Annotated in this window: 18 protein-coding genes; 11 read left to right on the top strand and 7 right to left on the bottom strand. The window is 58.3% G+C overall.

Annotated features, from left to right (window positions below; all coding sequences use genetic code 11):
• The first annotated feature begins 8 nt into the window (after nt 1-8).
• From flgK to AADA04_RS09730, 3 genes are read left to right on the top strand one after another with little or no spacing between them, the layout of a single operon-like run.
• Nucleotides 9-1,457: a flagellar hook-associated protein FlgK gene (gene flgK / locus AADA04_RS09740; RefSeq protein ID WP_340693068.1), complete on the top strand. Its 1,449-nt coding sequence runs from the start codon at nt 9-11 to the stop codon at nt 1,455-1,457.
• A 1-nt stretch (nt 1,458) separates the two neighbouring features.
• A complete protein-coding gene (locus AADA04_RS09735) occupies nt 1,459-2,445 on the top strand; it encodes a flagellin (protein WP_340693067.1) in 987 nt (328 codons plus the stop codon).
• 4 nt (nt 2,446-2,449) lie between these two features.
• Nucleotides 2,450-3,559 (top strand): flagellar basal body P-ring protein FlgI, encoded by a 1,110-nt coding sequence (locus AADA04_RS09730; RefSeq protein ID WP_340693066.1) that lies wholly within the window; start codon nt 2,450-2,452, stop codon nt 3,557-3,559.
• A 40-nt stretch (nt 3,560-3,599) separates the two neighbouring features.
• On the opposite strand, the gene AADA04_RS09725 is transcribed toward AADA04_RS09730, so the two are convergent.
• Genes AADA04_RS09725 through fliF form a run of 5 tightly spaced genes read right to left on the bottom strand, consistent with a single transcriptional unit; the run spans nt 3,600 to nt 7,933 of the window.
• Entirely contained in the window at nt 3,600-4,724 is a 1,125-nt protein-coding gene (locus AADA04_RS09725) for a FliG C-terminal domain-containing protein (RefSeq protein ID WP_340693065.1), read from the bottom strand.
• On the bottom strand, nt 4,721-5,500 hold the full coding sequence (locus AADA04_RS09720; RefSeq protein ID WP_340693064.1) for a flagellar type III secretion system pore protein FliP: 780 nt from the start codon (nt 5,498-5,500) through the stop codon (nt 4,721-4,723). The genes AADA04_RS09725 and AADA04_RS09720 overlap by 4 nt, the downstream gene beginning before the upstream one ends.
• Entirely contained in the window at nt 5,487-5,810 is a 324-nt protein-coding gene (locus tag AADA04_RS09715) for a FliM/FliN family flagellar motor C-terminal domain-containing protein (RefSeq protein WP_340693063.1), read from the bottom strand. Before AADA04_RS09715 ends, AADA04_RS09720 begins: the two co-directional genes overlap by 14 nt.
• 4 nt (nt 5,811-5,814) lie before the next feature.
• Nucleotides 5,815-6,423 carry a hypothetical protein gene (locus AADA04_RS09710; RefSeq protein ID WP_340693062.1) on the bottom strand — a complete coding sequence of 203 codons (609 nt, stop codon included), beginning with the start codon at nt 6,421-6,423 and terminating at the stop codon, nt 5,815-5,817.
• Entirely contained in the window at nt 6,416-7,933 is a 1,518-nt protein-coding gene (gene fliF, locus AADA04_RS09705) for a flagellar basal-body MS-ring/collar protein FliF (protein ID WP_340693061.1), read from the bottom strand. Before fliF ends, AADA04_RS09710 begins: the two co-directional genes overlap by 8 nt.
• Before the next feature lie 128 nt (nt 7,934-8,061).
• On the opposite strand from fliF, the gene AADA04_RS09700 reads away from it, so the two are divergent.
• The 3 genes from AADA04_RS09700 to AADA04_RS09690 are packed head-to-tail and all read left to right on the top strand — an operon-like array spanning nt 8,062 to nt 9,710.
• A complete protein-coding gene (locus AADA04_RS09700; protein ID WP_340693060.1) occupies nt 8,062-8,586 on the top strand; it encodes a flagellar basal body-associated FliL family protein in 525 nt (174 codons plus the stop codon).
• A 4-nt stretch (nt 8,587-8,590) separates the two neighbouring features.
• Nucleotides 8,591-9,082: a hypothetical protein gene (locus AADA04_RS09695; protein ID WP_340693059.1), complete on the top strand. Its 492-nt coding sequence runs from the start codon at nt 8,591-8,593 to the stop codon at nt 9,080-9,082.
• 4 nt (nt 9,083-9,086) lie between these two features.
• Complete coding sequence (locus AADA04_RS09690) at nt 9,087-9,710, top strand: hypothetical protein (RefSeq protein WP_340693058.1); 624 nt, start codon at nt 9,087-9,089, stop codon at nt 9,708-9,710.
• Nucleotides 9,711-9,722: 12 nt separating this feature from the next.
• Here AADA04_RS09690 and AADA04_RS09685 read toward each other — a convergent pair whose 3' ends face one another.
• Nucleotides 9,723-11,354 (bottom strand): BCCT family transporter, encoded by a 1,632-nt coding sequence (locus AADA04_RS09685; RefSeq protein WP_340693057.1) that lies wholly within the window; start codon nt 11,352-11,354, stop codon nt 9,723-9,725.
• Nucleotides 11,355-11,619: 265 nt separating this feature from the next.
• Here AADA04_RS09685 and AADA04_RS09680 point away from each other — a divergent pair, with 265 nt between their 5' ends.
• From AADA04_RS09680 to AADA04_RS09670, 3 genes are all read left to right on the top strand, one after another.
• Complete coding sequence (locus AADA04_RS09680) at nt 11,620-14,211, top strand: TonB-dependent receptor (RefSeq protein ID WP_340693056.1); 2,592 nt, start codon at nt 11,620-11,622, stop codon at nt 14,209-14,211.
• Nucleotides 14,212-14,295: 84 nt separating this feature from the next.
• Complete coding sequence (locus AADA04_RS09675) at nt 14,296-16,287, top strand: sulfotransferase (protein WP_340693055.1); 1,992 nt, start codon at nt 14,296-14,298, stop codon at nt 16,285-16,287.
• Nucleotides 16,288-16,298: 11 nt separating this feature from the next.
• Entirely contained in the window at nt 16,299-16,781 is a 483-nt protein-coding gene (locus AADA04_RS09670; RefSeq protein WP_340693054.1) for a MarR family transcriptional regulator, read from the top strand.
• Nucleotides 16,782-17,103: 322 nt separating this feature from the next.
• Here AADA04_RS09670 and AADA04_RS09665 read toward each other — a convergent pair whose 3' ends face one another.
• Nucleotides 17,104-17,547 (bottom strand): hypothetical protein, encoded by a 444-nt coding sequence (locus AADA04_RS09665; protein ID WP_340693053.1) that lies wholly within the window; start codon nt 17,545-17,547, stop codon nt 17,104-17,106.
• A gap of 357 nt (nt 17,548-17,904) precedes the next feature.
• Between AADA04_RS09665 and AADA04_RS09660 the strand changes: the two genes are divergently transcribed.
• Nucleotides 17,905-18,099: a hypothetical protein gene (locus AADA04_RS09660; RefSeq protein WP_340693052.1), complete on the top strand. Its 195-nt coding sequence runs from the start codon at nt 17,905-17,907 to the stop codon at nt 18,097-18,099.
• A gap of 74 nt (nt 18,100-18,173) precedes the next feature.
• On the top strand, nt 18,174-18,761 hold a 588-nt coding region (locus AADA04_RS09655), incomplete at its 3' end, for a hypothetical protein (protein WP_340693051.1).

Raw genomic sequence — 18,761 nt, 5'->3', positions numbered from 1 at the left:
TCGGCTAAGTGTCCCTATCCAGTGCAATAAACTCGGCCCGTTCCGGCCTTCAGATCACCAGTCTGAGGGCCGACATGGTTGCGACCAATGTCGCGAATGCCTCGACGCCCGGCTATGTCCGGCGATCTGTTCAAGTATCGGAAAACGTCCTTGCCGGAAGCACGGCCGGCGTCCGGTCCGACGGCATTGGCCGTTCCCAGAACGAGGCTCTCACAACAGAACGACGGAACCTGACCAGCGATCTGGCTCAGGCAGACGTGCTCTCGTCGACCTGGCGGACGATTTCATCCATGGTCGGCGACACCGCCGAAGGTACCGGCCTTTTCAAATCATTTGGCGATTTCGAATCCGCCCTGTCGAATCTCGCGCTATCGCCCGAGTCTGGTGCAGACGCGTCAGCGGTGCTGAGCTCGGCCAATGCGATCGTCAACGAATTCCACAACCTGTCCCAAATGGCCGTCAGTCTCCGCACGGAAGCTGACAGGGAAATCGGCCAGGGTCGGGACATCGTGAATTCCGCGCTGAAAACGATCGAGACATTGAACGGCCAACTTTCCGGCATGGACAGAACCACAGGCGCGGCGGCCGCCCTGATCGATGAGCGCAACCGCGTCCTCGACACAATTTCCGAATATCTTCCAGTCCAGGCTGTGCCCCGGAACTACGGCATGATCGACGTGGTCACACCGGAAGGCGTGTTTCTGCTGGCCGGAACAGCCAGGCAAGTCGAATTCAATACATCATCGTCATTCGGCCCGGATCAAACGGTCGAAAATGGGGCACTTTCCGGACTGTCCGTTGACGGGATATCCCTCACGCCCGGCTCGTCATCGTACGGCGCCGTATCAAGTGGCTTGTTCGGTGCTCTCTTCACATTGAGAGACCAGGACCTGCCGACGTTCAGCGCACAATTGGACACATTGGCAGGTGACTTTATCTCCAGGCTATCCAATGATGCGATCGATCCGACCAAGACACCCGGAGATCCGGGCCTATTCGTAGACTCAACGGGAACCGGCGATCCGGGGTTGGCTGCGCGGATTGCCATCAATGCCGCTATCGACCCCGCGCAGGGCGGCGCCACTTGGCGCCTGCGAGACGGAATTGGCGCTGTCGCGCAAGGTCCGACAGGCGATTCGACAATTCTCAACAACATGCTTGGGGCGATTAAATTGGTCTCCCCGATCAGTTCGAACGGTATTCAAGGCTCTTTCTCGTCGACCGAGATGGCAGCCCAGTTTGCGTCACTGGCGGGACAAAAGCGGCTGCAGAACGAAGGCATCCTTTCATCAACGACTGCGCAGCACACGATGCTGAAAACGGCTGAGCAATCCGAAACCGGAGTCGACATTGATTCGGAAATGCAAGACCTGATCCTGATCGAGCAGGCTTACGCCGCTAACGCCCGCGTCATCGAGATCGCTGGCCAGATGATCAACCGGCTGATGGAGATCTGACATGTTGCGCATTCCGTCTTTTACGAACACCAACATCCCGAAATCCGGCCTGAGCCAGGATATCGTCTCACTGCGTGACCGGCTCACGACGACCTCCAAGGAAGCTGTCACGGGACGATATTCCGATCTCACAGCCCATTTATCAGGCCGTATCAGCCACGCCATGCTGGGCAAGAAGGCGCTGGACGACATTTCGCTTGAGCGCTCCCAATTGACACTCCGCGCAGGTCGGCTCGACATCACACAAAGCAGCCTGGGGGTCGTCCAGGATCGGACCAGCGGACTGGCAGCGCGCATGCAAGCCGCAGCGAGTTCCGATGATTATGCCTCCAAGACAGCAGCAGCACGCGATTCCAGAGCGGCGCTTGAAGAGACCTTTTCCGTGCTCAATACGCGCTATGGCGAACGCTTCCTGTTTTCAGGCGACAATACATCCACACCGCCCCTGGCGCCTGTCGAAGACCTGCTTGCAGACATACGCCTGATTGCTTCTACAGCGGTCGATGCTGACGATTTTGCCGCATCGCTGGACACTTATTTTAATACGCCCGGTGGCGGCTGGCGCCAGAATATTTATAGCGGCACCGACACCTCCTCCGATCCGGAGGCCGTAACAGGCACCGATCCCCACATCATTCAAATTGTGTCCGGGCTGGCTGTTATGGCCCTGGCGGGTCCCGATGAAGCGCTTCCCGTGCTCGCGGGCAGCAGCCAATCCTTGTACACGGCAGCTGAAACCTTGGCGTACGGACAAACTGCACTGACCAATGCGCGCGCAGAAGTCGGCATTTCCCAGGCCAAGGTTGCACGGCACAAGGAATCTCTGGACGTTGAAGAAACAGTGCTGACAGCAGCGTTCAACGAGACGACTGCGCGCGACCAATACGAAGCCGCGTCGGAATTGCGTGAGCTGGAAGGAAATCTCGAAGCATCTTATCTTCTCACGTCACGCTTGGCCAATCTCAGCCTGCTGAATTATTTAAGGTAACGCCATGAAGTGGTCCACACGGTTCATTGCCCTTCTTTCGGCAGTTCTCGTCACCCTCCCCGCACCAAGCCTGGCGCAGCCGCGCATCCGCGATATTGTTGATGTCGAAGGCGTGCGGGAGAACGACCTTGTGGGTTACGGTATTGTCGTCGGCCTGAACGGCACAGGCGACTCGGTCAAGAATTCACCGTTCACCGAGGACTCGCTGTCCTACATGCTCGAGAGACTTGGCGTGAACGTGCAGGGCGAAGACATCAAGCCAAAGAACGTGGCCGCCGTACTTGTGACAGCGACACTTCCATCCTTTGCCCGGAACGGATCGACAATTGATGTGACCGTCGCGTCGATTGGCGACGCAAAAAACCTCAAAGGCGGCACGCTGATCCTGACGCCAATGAAAGGCGCAGACAACGAGGTTTACGCTGTCGCACAGGGCAGCATCGTTGTGAGTGGTATCGACGTGCAGGCTGCCGGCGCCAGCGTTTCGCGCGGATCTCCCACGACGGGCGGCGTTCCCAATGGGGCGCGGATCGAGCGGGAGATAAACTACGCGTTCAACCAGCGCGAATCGGTGACACTGGCCCTGCGCAGTCCAGACTTCACGACAGCAGCGCGCATCTCGGATACCATCAATAATGCAGTCGGCGCGAAAATCGCGTCCATGCGCGATTCTGGCACCGTCGACCTGGACTTGCAGACCATTTCCGACTCCCCTGCCCGCGTGCTGGCAAGTATCGAAAACCTGCTCGTCACGGTCTCGACCCCGGCACGCATCGTGATCGACGAAAAGTCTGGCACGATCGTGCTAGGCGAGGACGTCACAATATCGAAAGTGGCGATTGCGCAGGGCAACATCTCGATCAAGATCGTCGAATCCCCGGTCGCATCCCAGCCCAACGCGTTCTCTGATGGAGAGACAGTCACCCTGCCTCGTTCGCAGATCACCATCGGTCAGACCGGCAGCGGCAATATCGCACTGATGGAGCCGAATGTATCGCTGTCGCAATTGATTGCGGGCCTGAACGCTCTGGGCGTATCGCCCCAGGAGATGGCGGACATCATTCGCGCGATGAAAACGGCCGGCGCCATTCACGCTGAACTGGTTGTCCGCTGAACGATCCGGCGCCGAAAAACCAGCGAATTCCCGATTGGCGCTAGGCGGCCGCAGTTGCGTCCTCGGTCTCGATCTTGACCAGTTCAATCTGGCCGCCACGCTTCAACTTCATCAGCAGGGCCAGGAAATCCCGGTGAACGATGTCGATCTGTGTCTGCGACAGGTCCTTGAACTCCGTCAGCTGATCGCGAAGCTTTTCGGCCAGACGTGGCGAAATGCTCTTGAACAGGAATTCTGACACCGCGTCATTGCCCCCCCTCAGGCTGCCCATCAGCTTCAGCGTCGCTTCTTCATCCAGTTCGCGGAATATGGTCGGCACCGCCGTGGACGGCAGCATGTCCGGAAGCCCCTCAATCGTGAACATTGACTGCTGGATCTGCTTGTACTTGTCCTCATACTTGCCCTCCAGGAACTTGACGAGGTCGTCGCGTTTCTGGGCAGGGATCAGGCTGAGCAGCTCTCCAATATCGGCCAGATGTTCATCGTTTCCACCGAGTTCCTCTTGCGTCGCGTTCAGGAATTCCAGCTCGATCATTCGTGCGAGCACCTGGTCGATACCGGGATCGTCGGCCTGGCTTTCGACCATGAAGCCCATTGCAGGCCCGAGCTTGTCGCCTTCCATGTGATTGAGCACGTCGGACGCAATCGAAACGTCGAGTTTGCGCAGGATCAGCGCGATGATGTTCGGGGTCAGTCCCTCCAGGTAGCTGGCAATTTTCTTCGGATCGCTCTTTGCGAGCCGCGTCCAGGGAGTCTCATTCGCCGCTTTTGTCGTGGGTGTCGCAATTTCAGTCGGTGCATCTCCAAGGATCGAACTCAGGCGCTCGGCGTCGAGAACACCGGTGAGCACCTCGCGGGCCTTTTCCCTGCCGCCCCGCAATGCACCATTCGAGTGCCGAAGGTGCGAAAGAAAGTCGATAGCGATCATGATCATCTCGTCGCGCGTGACAAAGGACAGGTCCTGCAACGCTTCCGCGATCTTCACCATTGCGGTGTCATCCAGCTTTTCGACGATCGGCTTGGCGGCGCCGTCACCCAGCATGGTGATGATTACCGCAGCGCGCTGCGATGGCGTAATATTCGACTTGCTTACGGCCGGGCGCGCGGTTTCGGCACCCCGCAGCGTAAGCCCTGAGGCCGCGGTGGGTTTGGGTTGCGTACTCATCCCGAATATCCTCTTAACACCGCTTCGGTGACCTTGAGCCAACCATCTGCCAAAATGAAGAATCCAAGCTTAAAGGGCAAGGAAACAACCGTCGGGGGCACCATCATCATGCCCACGGCCATCAGAACCGATGCCACGACCAGATCGATCACCATGAAGGGCAGGAAGATGACAAAGCCGATCTGGAAAGCATGTTTGATCTCAGACAACATGAATGCCGTCGCCAGCAGCGAGAAGGATGGCGCTTCGCCTTCCGCGACCGGGCGGTTCACCGCGTCGCCCAGGACATCAATCGTCGTCGGCTCGACGCGGCGCATCATGAATTCACGGAACGGGTCGGTTGTCTGAACCCATGCTTGTTCTTCCGTCAGGACGCCATCCATGTAGGGGGAAATGCCCGACTCCCACGCGGCCATGAAGACCGGCTCCATGATGAAGAAGGTCAGGAACATGGCCAGAGCCATAATCATCATGTTCGGCGGGGCCTGTGGCACACCAATCGCCTGGCGCATGAACGAAAAGACAATGACCATGAATGGCAGGCAGGTCACCATCATGGCGATCGCCGGCACCAGGCTCAAAACCGATACAAGCAGGAATAGCTGTATGGTCGAACGGCTGAGCCCGCCACCCGCCCCGTTGAGCACGTCGTTCAGCCCGGCAGCAATCGGCTCTGCCGGTACGCCCTGCGCGTAAGCGGCCGACACAAGGCACACCGACGCAGCAAGGAGAATAATGAGAAAACGGGTTGCGCCGCCAATCCTAGCCAAGGGCATCGCTGGCCTGCTCTTCCAACTCGGTGATCTTTACCCCGAGCGATCCATCCTCTGTTTCGACAAGCTCGCCGCGGGCGATGATCTTGTTGTCGATTGCCAGTTCCACCGGATCATCGATGCGTGAGGTCAACGGCACGACCGATTCCGGTCGCAGCTCCAGGATATCTGAGACGCTCAGTCTCGCCTGTCCGATCGATACGGTCAGCATGACCTGCACATCGAAAATCGAGCGGCGATATTTGTTCGCATCGGAATCGTCCCGGCGGTCTGCATCGGCCTGCGCCTGAGGGGTCTTTTCGGGATTGGACATGCTTCTACTCTTCAATCATGGCTGAGGATGGTTCCAACTGGGCGAGGCATGCATTCAGCAGGCCGTCAAAATCAAATGTCAGGCCCCCAGTTTCCCAGGAAACACGGACCTGATCATCGTCAGGTGTTTCCGCTGGAACGACAGAACAGCGCTCTGACAGGGACGTTGTTTTTTCGACAACGTCCCGAAGCTTCTCCAGTAGCGCCGGCTGCGCGCGGATTTCAACGGCCGGAGCCGCAGTCGGAATCATGCCCGGCAGATGCCGTCCAATCTCTTCCGCAAGAAACAGTCTGGACAGTTCCGGGAACAGTCTCGACGCGATTGTTTGCGTCACGCTGACCGTCCGATCACGCGATTCCCGCTCCAGCCGCTCGATTGTCTCGGACAGCGCAGTAAGCATTATCTCGATCTCGGCGAATTCCGGAACGCGACCCGATGCGGATTGGGCAGTGTCAGCCTCTTTCGCCGAGGCAGGGACGACGGGTTCCTGAGCCGGGTCCTTCGCCGCCTCTTCGACGGGCATCTGGCCCAACAACAACCGGCGAGAACTGGAAGTCGGCGGCGGGGCGGCGCTATCGAAGCGGGGCAAGTTGGAGAGGAATGCCTCACTCATTGACGGCGGCCTTCCGGTCTTCGTTCAGCCATTCCTGAAGGATCGCGGCGGCGTCATCCTGGCGCCCCATCGTGTAGTCCTTGAGGGAAACGAAGGGATCGGGCCCTCCGACGCCTCCGCCAGCGGCGAAGAAATCATCGCCCGCAGCTCCGGACTGTGCGTTTCCGTTCTGGCTGAGCAGGGGCCGGATCACACCGAACGCCAGGACGATGACGACAAGACCCAGGACGAGAATCTTCACGCCGGACCATAGATAGCGCTCGGTCAATTGCTGGACCAGGCTGGGTGCTTCCACCATTTCTGCGACTTCGGGCAGCTGGAACGGCATGATCTCCACCGTCAGATCGTCTCCCCGACTCGTATCCAGACCGGCGCCCGAAATGATCAGCTGCTTGAAATCTGCAATCATCTGTTCGGTCACCGCCGCCGCATCAGCAGCCGCCGGATCGATACCCAGAACCTGGTCATTGAGGAGAACCGCGATTGAAATTCTCTCAACGGCGCCGGGCATTGTCTCGGTTTCAGTCCGTGTCTCGTTGATCTCGTAAGATACATTTTCGGACGAGTTCCTAGCCGTGCTGTTGGATGATCCGCCCGATTGTCCACTCTCCTGCGGAAGATTGCTCGCTGCCGTAATGCCCGCTGACGTCCCGCCGCTGGATTCGCTGACATCGCCGCTCGAGCGACTACGAACGACCCGCGAATCCGGATCGAACATGACGGCTGACGTCACCTGGCGCTTGTGGCTGACATCGACGGACACCGAAACACGCGCATTGTTCGGTCCGACGCGCGCTTCCAACAGGCGTCGGATTTTCTGTTCGAGCATGCCTTCCTGTGTTTCCGCCTTGAGGCCCGGCTTATCAGCGGAGTCGGCGCCTGGTCCGGCAAGAATGCCCTTTTTCGAGTCGATCACGGCAACTTCGTCCGGGCTCAGTCCCGAAACAGCCAGCGCGACAAGATACTGGATGGCTTGCGCCTGTGCGCCGGACAGGTCGCGGGCAGCGGCGATCGTCACAGACGCCGTCTGTTTGGGTTCCGATCGCGCAAATCCGGACCGAAGGCTGGCGCCGATATGAACGCGGACAGACTGAACCCCCGGAATCGCCAGGATAGTACGCGTTAGTTCGCCCTCTTTGGCGCGCCAGTAGGCGGCATTGTACATTTCGGACGTCACGGAGAAGCCGTTAACCTCGTCAAGCAGTTCGTAGCCCTGAACGGATTGCTGCGGCAAGCCCGCTTGCGCGAGCGAGAACCGGACGGAATCGCGGTCCTTCTGCCCGACGAAAATGGCATCGCCCCGTATTTCGTACTGGGTGCCCCGCTTTTCGAGTTCGTCGATGATTTCGCCTGTGCTGGCTGGCTCTAGACCCGAATAGAGCAGTGTCATCGGTTGTTGCATGGCGCCCCGTACGAGGAACGTCATGGCAAGCGTGACCCCCAGTATGGCAAACGCCAACATCAGTTGCCGCTGCAATGGCAGCGTTCTCAAGGTAGCGATGAAACTCATGACCCGGCAATTCTGTTTATGGCAGCATTACTGCAATGGTTAAAATTAAGCGGGTAATTGTTAACGGTTCCTTTACCCCAACATTTGATTAACAGCGTTGTGGGGTTTTAAGTCTGAATCGGGTTCACATGGCGAAGGGCAAGGGCGCAAAAGCTGCCGATGACGCAGCACCAGAGTCGGCGCCGGCCGCAGCGAAAGCAGGCGGCGGAATTCTGGGTCTCGCGCTGCTTGCTGTTGGCGCTATCGCCACTTCGTTTGCAACGGTCTATTTTCTCTCGCCTGCTCCCGCGGCCGAAGTCGCGGTGTGCGAAGCGGACGAATCAGTTACGCATACTGAATCAGCCATCAAGCCCAACCAGTCTTACGTCGAATTGCGAGATATACTCATTACGATCGGAAGCGCCCCCGCGACGCGTTATCTCAAGATGAAAGTCGCGATCATCGCTGACAGTGGAGACGTGACGACAGTGAACGACGCGGAACCTGTGTTGATCGATGCCTTCACAAATTATCTTCGCTCTGTTGAACTCAGCGATTTCGAAAATCCCGGTTTCTATTCCCACATGCGGGACCAGTTGGACCGCCGTTCACAGCTCGTCCTGGGCGGCAACGTGTCCGATGGTGTCTTGATCACCGAATTCCTGTTGAGGTGAGCCGATGAATTTTGAACCCACAGATATTGCCATCGTCCTGGTGTCGTTCGCTGCCTGCGTATATTGCTTCGTGCTCAATCGGCGCCTGAAGGCGCTGCAGAACACGAAGGACGGACTTGGCGCAACCATCATGGCCATGTCGAAATCCATCGCGGCGATGTCGAACTCGACACAGGAGACGCGGTCGCATGTCGGGGAAATGGCCGTTCGGCTGTCGAGCCTGCTGCAAGACGCCAACCAGACCTGTGAGCGACTTGAGACCCTGCAGACATCGCTGGAAGCCACGCAGCAAAATGCCGTCGACCAGGTGACCGCGACACAAACAGAACTTGGCATCATGATGCGGATCATCCTCGATCAATCGAAGACCCGGATCATGGAAATGACGACGCTGATGCAACGGCTGCGGGATTTGACCGAGGCCGCAGGTCACGTGCCAGATACCGCGGCGCCTGTTCGGGTCACGCAAAAAGCCGTTCCGCATCGGGTGGGCTAGTGCCATGAAAACACTTGATAAGCGCGGATCCTACGTTCTCCTGTCCCTCGGATTCCTGTTCGCGATCGGCGCCGCCGTCCGGTTCCTGCCCAGCAGCTTTGCGATCGCGAGCGAGACCCTCCCCGGTGAACAATCCGGGACGGAAGGCGCTGACCCTGCCACCGACGCATCGACTGCGGCGGTGAAAGTCGAACCGATCAACCAAGTCTGCTTTACCGAAGATACGGCGGCTGCGCTGGCGGGCGACCAGAAAGCGATGGAAGCCCAGTTCGGAGAACTGACGAATCAGGAATTGTCGCTCCAGGCGCGTCAGCAGGAACTGGATCGCCGGGCCGCTGATCTGGACGCGCTCCAGCAAACACTCGCGGCGCGCTGGAAGGAAATGCAGACCGCTTCGGGTGAAGACCTGATACATCTCGCCCGGATGTACGGCACGATGAAGCCGGACCAGGCTGCAGCGATTTTCAACCAGATGGACCCTGATTTCGCAGGCAGTTTCCTGCGCCTCATGCGCAGCGAGCAAGCCGGCCTGATCCTGGCCAGCATGGAAACGCGCAAGGCCTATGAAGTGAGCCTGAAACTGGCGGAATTGAACGAAGATATTCGCCAGACTGATGCCTCGAACTGAACCGGCAGCATCTCAGCCTGCCTCATCGTTTTCTTTCAGCTTTTCGTGCTCATCCCGCATGCCGATATAGAGACTGAGACAACATACAAGCAGGATCACCGTAAACGGAAGCGCCGCCGTAATCGTGCCCGCCTGCAAGGACCTGAGCACGTCCGTTCCGCCGCCATAGAGCAGCGCAGACGCCGTGACCCCCAGCATACAGGCCCAGAACACGCGCTGGACAACCGGCACGTCTGCTTTTCCGCCGCTGGTGATCGTGTCGATTACGAGTGCACCTGAGTCGGCTGACGTCACGATGAACACGATCAGGAGCAGGATGGCGATACCGGACGTCACCTCTGGAAACGGCATGTCGTGCAGCATTTCAAACAGGGTGATCGAGGCGTTCGTCATATCGCCGGCAAGCTCGCCGACGCCCGATTTGTGCTGCGCGATCGCCGTTTCGCCAAATGCGGAAAACCAGACCACGCAGATCGTGAAGGGCGCCAGAAGAACAACTGCGAAATATTCCCGGACCGTGCGGCCCCGCGAAATGCGGGCGATGAACATGCCGACAAAGGGCGACCAGGATATCCACCAGGCCCAGTAGAAAATCGTCCAGTCATGGAACCAGATAATGTCCTTCCGGCCGACCCAATTGGTCAGGGCGGGCGTGTCTCTGACATAGTTGAGAAGGTTCTCCCCCATGCCTGTGAAGATCAGGACTGTCGGCCCCGCGATCACCACGAACATGAGCAGGGCAAAGGCAACGCCCATATTGATGTTGCTGAGCAGCTTGACGCCGCCGTCCATGCCGCGAACCACCGACAGGACCGCCAGGCCCGTCATCGCCAGGATGAGCAGGATCTGGATAAGGCGCGTTTGCTCGAACCCGAACAGGTAGGCCAACCCGCTCGTCGCCTGGGTCGCACCGATACCAATTGTCGTTGCCAGGCCGAAGACCGTCGACACAACCGCAAACAGGTCGATGATATGTCCCGGCCACCCGAAGATGCGGTCCCCCAACACGGGATAGAAGGCTGAGCGAATACTCAGCGGCAGGCCTTTATTGTGCGCAAAGAAGCCCAGCGCCAGGCCGACAATCGCGTAGATCGCCCACGGCGCCAGCCCCCAATGGAAGATGGTCGCGCTGAAGGCGAGCCGCTCGGCGGCAGGGGTGCCGGGGGCGACGGACAGAGGGGTTCCGAACCAGTCAGTATAATAGGCCAGCGGCTCGGCAGAGCCGTAGAACATGAAACCGATGCCGACGCCGGCGGCAAACAGCATCGCAATCCAGGAATGAATCTTGAAATCGGGCGTCGCATCTGCCCCGCCAAGCCGGATCCGCCCCAATGGACTGACCGCCAGTGACAGGCAGAACAGGAGCACGATCACAGGCGTGATCGCGAACAGCCAGTCCGCGCTTTGAAGGGTCCATGTCTTCGCGTCAGCAAGGGCCAGGTTGGTCGCCTCGGGAAAGACCAGCGACACCACGGAAAAGAAGATGACGAGGCCCGCACTCATGAAAAAGACGGGGTTGTGGATGTCCAGGCCGAGGACTTCGATATTGTCCTGCCCGATTTCATAATCGGTATCGTATTCGGTATTCAGGGCGGGCTCAGCAGAGTCGGGGGTCGTCGGGGCAGTCGGTACATTACTGGTCATGCACGCCTATTGCAGGAATTGTGTCGCTAATCAAAATTATGATTCTCGCGTTACCGGTCTATTCGACAGAAATAGGCCAAAAATGGCAGCGATAGAGGCACCAGAGCAACACTTCAGGTATTCCGGTACACGAATGCCAGCAAAAACCTTTCTATCATCGTAATAATTCGCTAGCCCGGCGCCTAACCAGCAACCGTAACTTTGAACGTCGCACCACGCGTGCGCACGCCGATCCGGTTGGAACGCGACCCAAAAGGGAATTTCTATGAAGAATTTGATGTATGGTGCTTCGCTTATTGCGATCGCGAGCCTTGTTGCCCCGATGGCTCAGGCACAGGCTCCGGCGCCGGACGGCACAGCTGCGCCGGAAGCCAAGACCCGGCGCCTGAAGGCCGTCACCGTGACCGCCACCAAGCGGACGGAAACGGCTCAGAGCATTCCCGTCTCCGTGGTTGCTCTCGGAGAGAGCGAGCTTGATGATCTCGGCGTCAAGAATTTCACAGACTACCTCGTCCAGCTGCCCGGCGTGACCGCCGGTGGGTCCGGCCCCGGTCAGGGCACGATCTACATTCGCGGCCTCGCCTCGACGACGCCGAACCTCACCACGGCTGGCGTGGCCGGCCTCGCGCCGAACGTTGCCCTGTACCTTGACGAGCAGCCGGTGTCGCAGCCTGGCCGCAACCTCGACGTCTATGCAGCAGACCTTGAGCGCGTGGAGGTCCTGTCCGGTCCTCAGGGCACGCTGTTCGGTGCGAGCTCGCAGGCCGGCACGGTCCGCCTGATCACCAACAAGCCGCGCCTCGGCGCATTTGAAGCCAAAGTGAAAGCATCGACCTCGTTCACTGAAGGCGGTGAGATGAGCAACAGCGTTGAAGCTGTCATCAACCTGCCGGTTACCGACAATTTCGCACTGCGCGGCGTTGTCTATTCCGACAACCAGGGTGGCTATATCGACAATGTCGGCGGCACGCTCGACATCACCGAGTCAGGTCGCTTCCGCCCTGCTGGCACTGTGCGCGACAATGGCACGGTGGTTCAGCCGAACCGCGCCGGTTTCCAGGCAGGTGCCGACCTGTCGGGCGTCAACATCATCGCCGCCAACAATGCCTCGATCGCCCAGAACGATATCAACGATACGAGCTATCAGGGCTTCCGTTTGAGTGGCCTCTATGAGTTCGATCAGGATTGGCGCCTCAGCGTATCCCACTCCCAGCAGAACCTGGATTCCGAAGGCGTCTTCTTTGCCGATCCCGATCTCGCCGATTACGACATCGTCCGGTTCACCGATGACGAACTCGAAGACAGCTATCACAACACGGCCTGGACGCTGGAAGGCCGCCTCGGCGCGCTTGAGGCCGTCTATACCGGCGCCTTTACTGAACGCACCACGGACCAGACGGTCGACTATTCCGACTATCTCTTCGTCGCTCAGTACCTGCCTTACTATATCTGCGACTATAATGTGAGCTACCCATCCGGCACGAACGCGCCGTCAGGCACGTGCTACGCGCCGAATCTTAACGTGAATTCGAGCACGGAAACCGAGATCCAGACTCATGAGCTCCGGTTCAACACGCCGAACGAATATCGCATCCGCGCCACCTTTGGCGGCTTCTACAGCGACCTCGAACTGCGCGAACTGAATGACTTCAACTATCCTGGCTCAACCCAGGTGGCTTACTCGGATGGATCCATCGGTTTCGCGCCCAACTATCCGCTAACGAACACCGCCGTCACCGGCGAGATCGGCAACGCCTCGCCGGGGTATTTCAGCCAACCGGGACCGTTCCCGGCCGGTCTGATCTTCCGTAATGATGTCAAGCGCACCGACAAGCAGCTGGGGATCTTTGGTGAAGCGACATTCGACATCAGCGACCAGTTCGCCCTGACAGTCGGCGCGCGTTGGTATGATATTGAAGTGGACCTTGAAGGCAGCGCCAACTCGTCCTTCTTCAACCTCTACCAGGACTCGGACCTGCAACTGGCCGGTACGAATATCTCGGCCCAGTTCGCTCCGAACAATCCATTTGGCGCACCTGACAAGGCCGCAACGGACGGGTTTATCTACAAGGTGACCGGCAACTGGACACCGACTGACGACCTCCTGTTCTTCGCGACCTATTCGGAAGGCTTTCGTCCCGGCCTCCTGAACCGTCCCGGCGGCGCAGCCGGCCCTAACGGATTCGTTGTCCCTTACGCGCTTGATACGGATGATGTGAAAAACTACGAACTCGGCTGGAAAACGGAGCTGTTCGACAACTCCCTGCGCCTGAACGGGTCGGCCTTCTTCGTGAAGATCGACAACCTTCAGACGACGATCTTCGATCCATCCATCACGAACCTGTTCTTCTCGGACAATGCCGCCAATGCGGAAATCAAGGGCGTGGAAGGCGAATTCACGTGGGCCCCGGCGTCAATTGACGGCCTGACCGTGGCGGGTGCCTTCTCCTTCCTTGATACGGAAGTGACCGAGGTTCTCACCCCGACCGATGACGTCCTGCTCGGCTCGGAACTGGCCTTTGCGCCAGCCTACCAGGGCAATTTGCGGGCCCGCTATGAATGGGACCTTGAACGCCGCATTGCCGGCTCGTCCCTGACAGCCCATGTCATGCCTCAGATCGTCTTCTCCGACAGCTCGGTGAGCGATATCATCGAGATCAACAAGGCAGAGATCGATAGTTCGATCACATTGGGCGCTACGCTCGGTGTCACGGCCGACAAATGGACGGCTGAACTGTTCGGCAGCAACCTGACGAACGAATATGCGGAACTGGCGAATAATTTCGTCTTCGACCGTGAGCGGGTCACGCCTGTTCGTCCGCGCACAGTTGGCGTACGGGTCTCGTTCACGTACTAAGACAGACAGCGACTTACTGAGATTGCAGCGCCCTGATAGGATCAGGGCGCTGCATTTCGTTCAGACAGGGAAAATATCGACCAGATGACACGTGTGAACGCTCCCGATGCGCCCCTGATAGATGCCCAGAAAGCCATGCAGGCCGGAGATTTCCCTGCGGCCAGCGCCATCGCGAATCAGGTCCTGTCAGATCAGCCTGCGCACCAGGACGCCCTCTATATCGCCGCTGTCTGTGCCCGGTATGAAGGCCGCCACGCGGATGCCGCCAAGTGGCTCACAGACCTCAAAGCAACCGCGCCGGACTTTGGCCGGGCGTTCCAGGAAGAAGGCCACCTCAAACGCAAGCTAGGAGACGTGCCTGGCGCGCTCAGGGCCTATCAGATCGCCACGCGATACAATCCGGCCCTCTCGGCCAGCTGGACCGCGCAGGCCGACTTGCTGGCGACATTGGGCGACAGCGATGCCGCCATGATCGCGCGCACACAGGCCGAACGGCTGGCGGCGCTGCCGCGCGAACTTCTGGCGGTGACAAACCATGTGCACGAGGGGCGCATCTTTCGCGCTGAGGAAATCGCCCGGGCGTTCCTCCAGCGCCACCCGACACATGTCGAAGGGATGCGCCTGCTTGCGGACATCGGCACCCGGCTCGGCGTTCACGAGGATGCCGATTTCCTGCTGGAAAGCGCCATTGAGCTCGAGCCCGACAATATCCAGCTGCGGCTCGATTATATCCATGTCCTCCGTAAGCGGCAAAAATTCACCGAGTCCCTCGCACAGGCGCGCGATCTTGTGGCGCGCGACCCCAACAACCCGCTGTTCCAGTCCTATTTTGCCATCGAGAGCATGCAGGCAGGCGATTTCGAAACGGCGCTGGCGCAGTTCGACGAAATCCTCACGAAATTGCCGGACGACCCGGCGACGCTGGTGTCGCGCGGTCACGCTTTGAAAACACACGGCCGGAGTGATGATGCCATTGCCTCCTACCGGGCTGCCACACAGGCGGAGCCGGGACAGGGTGATGCCTGGTACGGCCTCGCGAACCTGAAGACCTATCGATTCAATGATGACGAGCTTGCCGTGCTGGAAAAGCAGGCCGGGGCACAGGATCTCGATCAGATGTCGCGCATCCATATCGCCTTTGCGCTCGGCAAGGCCTACGAGGACCGCGGCGACTTTGAGCGCGCGTTTCAAGCCTTCGCACTCGGTAACAAGCTGAAACACCAGACCGTGCGCTATACGACCGCGCAGATGCATGCCGAGTTCGACGCCCAGAAATCGGTGTGTACGCCGGACCTGTTTGCGGCACAGGCCGGCAAGGGTTGTGCCGCGCCCGATCCGATCTTCATTCTCGGCCTGCCGCGGGCAGGATCGACCCTGATCGAGCAAATCCTTGCCTCGCACCCGGATGTCGATGGCACACTGGAATTGCCGAACATCCTGTCGCTTGCCCACCGGTTACGCGGGCGCAAGCAGCTGACAGACCGGGAACGCTACCCGCGAGTCCTGCACGAAATGCCTGGAGAGGACCTGAAGGCGCTCGGTGAAGATTATATCGAAAATACGCGCACCCACCGGCAGGGCGCACCCTTCTTTACCGACAAGATGCCGAACAATTTCAGGCATATCGGCCTGATCCACCTGATCCTCCCGAATGCAAAAATAATCGATGCGCGCCGCAATCCGATGGATTGCTGCTGGTCGGGCTTCAAGCAGCTCTTTGCCGAGGGCCAGGAATTCACCTACAGCCTCGACGATATCGGCCATTATTACCGCGGCTATGTCGACCTGATGGACCACTGGAATTCGGTCTTGCCCGAGGGCCGCATTCTCCGGGTCCAGCACGAGGATGTTCTGGACGATCTTGAAGGCCAGGTTCGGCGCCTGCTCGACCATTGCGGATTGCCGTTTGATCCGGCCTGCATTGATTTTCACAAGACCGAAAGGGCCGTGCGTACGGCAAGTTCCGAACAGGTCCGCCAGCCGCTCAATAAAAGCGGGCTTGAACAATGGCGCCCGTATGAGGCACACCTTGAACCTCTGAAAGCCGCGCTGGGTCCAGACCTCGCGCCTCAATAGGGTGCCCGCACGTGAGTAAACGATCCGAGGACGCCCTGATCGCGCTGCGGCGCATCCAGCGCATGACCGAACTGGCGTCCAAACGCCTCGCCCAGACGGCAGGACTGACGCCGTCGCAGCTCAGCGTCCTGCGCATCCTGGACGAAGGCGGTGAGATCTCTGCCGGTCAGGTCGCAGAGGCCACCCAGCTCAAGCACGCCACGATCACCAGCCTGGTCGACAGGCTTGAAGCCCGCGGCTTCGTCGCCCGGCAGAGATGCGAAACCGACAGGCGCCGCGTCTGGCTGCATTTGCTGCCGGCCGGAAAGATCGCGCTCGCCAAGGCGCCCGATCCACTGCACGAGACGTTCTCCACGGGCTTCCACACCCTGCCCGACTGGCATCAATCCATGCTGGTATCAGCGCTGGAACGCGTCGTGACCCTGCTCGATGCCGACCTGCTCGACGCCGCCCCGGTCCTGGACGTCGGCGAACTCGACGAAAAGCCGACCTGAGCTGAGACCGCGCGAGGCCTGATATACTGGAACCAGTGGTGACCCCGGCGCGATTCGAACGCGCGACCTACAGATTAGGAATCGGAAACAGGGGGTGCTACGCGTTGCTGGAATTTAAAAATTTCCAATAAAAACCGCACCGATATTGCCTCACTTTGATATGCTTTGTTGGGTCAAGTCAAAAAAAGTTACCAAGGTTACCACGGAGGTCTAAAATTCCTTGATAGTACAGAGCCCCTATTCTGTAGGTGGGTTACCACGAGAGTAACCAGATAAGTGCCTCTCGGACGAAGTTGCCAAGCGCTATTCCGCAACAACTTTTCTAGTCTCCAAGGAACGCTTCCGAGTACACTTTTTCTACCTTCTCGACCTCCGGCGCAGTCATCAGCGCGAACTCTCCTTCCCGGGCCCGTTTGGATAGCCGCCCATCGTTCTGACTGAGGAAATGGTAGAGGAGATCAATCGTCTTGTCGGGCATTTCGACAAACGCTTCCACACCGGCCTTGAAGCGATCATGGCTTCTCAGGAATGCAACCTCCCACGGAAGATCTATTTCGATTGTCTGGCGCACGCATGACATCAGGAATTCCGCATGCGGCGTCGCATCGAAATATCGAGAGAGATGGGACGTGTCGCTCAGCACGTCGACATTGCCAGCGGGCGTCGCGCACCAGTCCACGAACAGCAGTATTCGGCGAGAGTGGGATTCCAGTACGCGGCGGTATTCCTCAATACGCTCCAGGATGGCGTTCGAATTCGGAAACACCAGGCCCGGCGGGTTGAACCCAGCCCGTTCGAGTGCTGGTGGATCAGTTATCTGTGAAACCGGCCGTTTCGATCCTCGAACGGGTGGATGTAGACACATCCGAATGCCAGAACGGCAGCGGCGACGATGGCATCCACCAACGCTGAATCCTGATTATCAAAGGCGAGCAGGTCCTCAGGGCGGGCGCTTAATTGGCTCAACACATTGATCAACCTTAACTTTAGGTTGCTATGTGTCGCCACTTTTTCGGCATTACGTTGCTTTAAGTTGCAATCAAGTCGTCGATCTATTTCTATGGTCTTGGCCGCAACGGAAGTTTTGGCCAGCTCAACTCACAACTCCAGAAAGGAAACAACGATGACTAAGAAAGATAGAATCTCGTCTGGCCAAGAGGCCAAAACCTCTGAGCGCGTTTTCATGAGGGACTTCTCGCAGGTGATGCGGGAGGATGAAGCCGACGACATCTTTGGCGGCCAAACCTACAACCCGTGTACCGATATGGGTGGTGTAGCTACATTGACAGCGGACGTCCAAGAAGGATGCGACTTCTAGCCTGTTCCCGACGTCAATTCGCCCGCGGATCGTCACTTTGGTGTCATGGTCCGCGGGTTTTTGGAGAGGAAATCATGACAGTATATGTTCTTTCACACTTTGGTGACGTTCATGCACATGCAGTACACTGGGCATGTGAAAGCTTGGGCAAGTCTTCGGTCTTCCTAGATCTATATGAGTTTTTTGAAAACTCGCGCATTGGAATTATTCCGGAGAATGGACGGCAGCGACTTTTGATTGATGGGATTGATGTTGATCAATCTGCTTCCGTATGGCTGCGACGACCTAACCCTCCCAAACTTTTTAGAGAGTCGTCCGTTCACGCAAGTGACCTGAAGTTCGCGGAAATGTCCTGCGCAAGTTTGTATAGAGGTTTCCTGGAGGGATTATCCGAGTGCTCGTTGGTTGTAAGTCCATGGACTGCACACACTGCCGCATCGCTAAAGATGAATCAGATCAGTGCTGCACAAAGAGTAGGAATGAAAACGCCCAGAACTGTTTTTACCAACGACATCGACTTGGCCATTTCTCGGCTGAATACAGACGAGTGGATCGCGAAAAGTCACAGCCAGTTCAAGTGGGCACCAGTCAACGGCAAGCACACAATCATGCCTTCGGTTGCGCCGATTTCGCCAAGCGACTTGGCATCATACTCTTCAACC

This window comes from Hyphomonas sp. (assembly GCF_037969335.1).
Taxonomy (GTDB): Bacteria; Pseudomonadota; Alphaproteobacteria; order Caulobacterales; family Hyphomonadaceae; genus Hyphomonas.
This window is presented reverse-complemented; position numbering and strand designations above follow the sequence as displayed.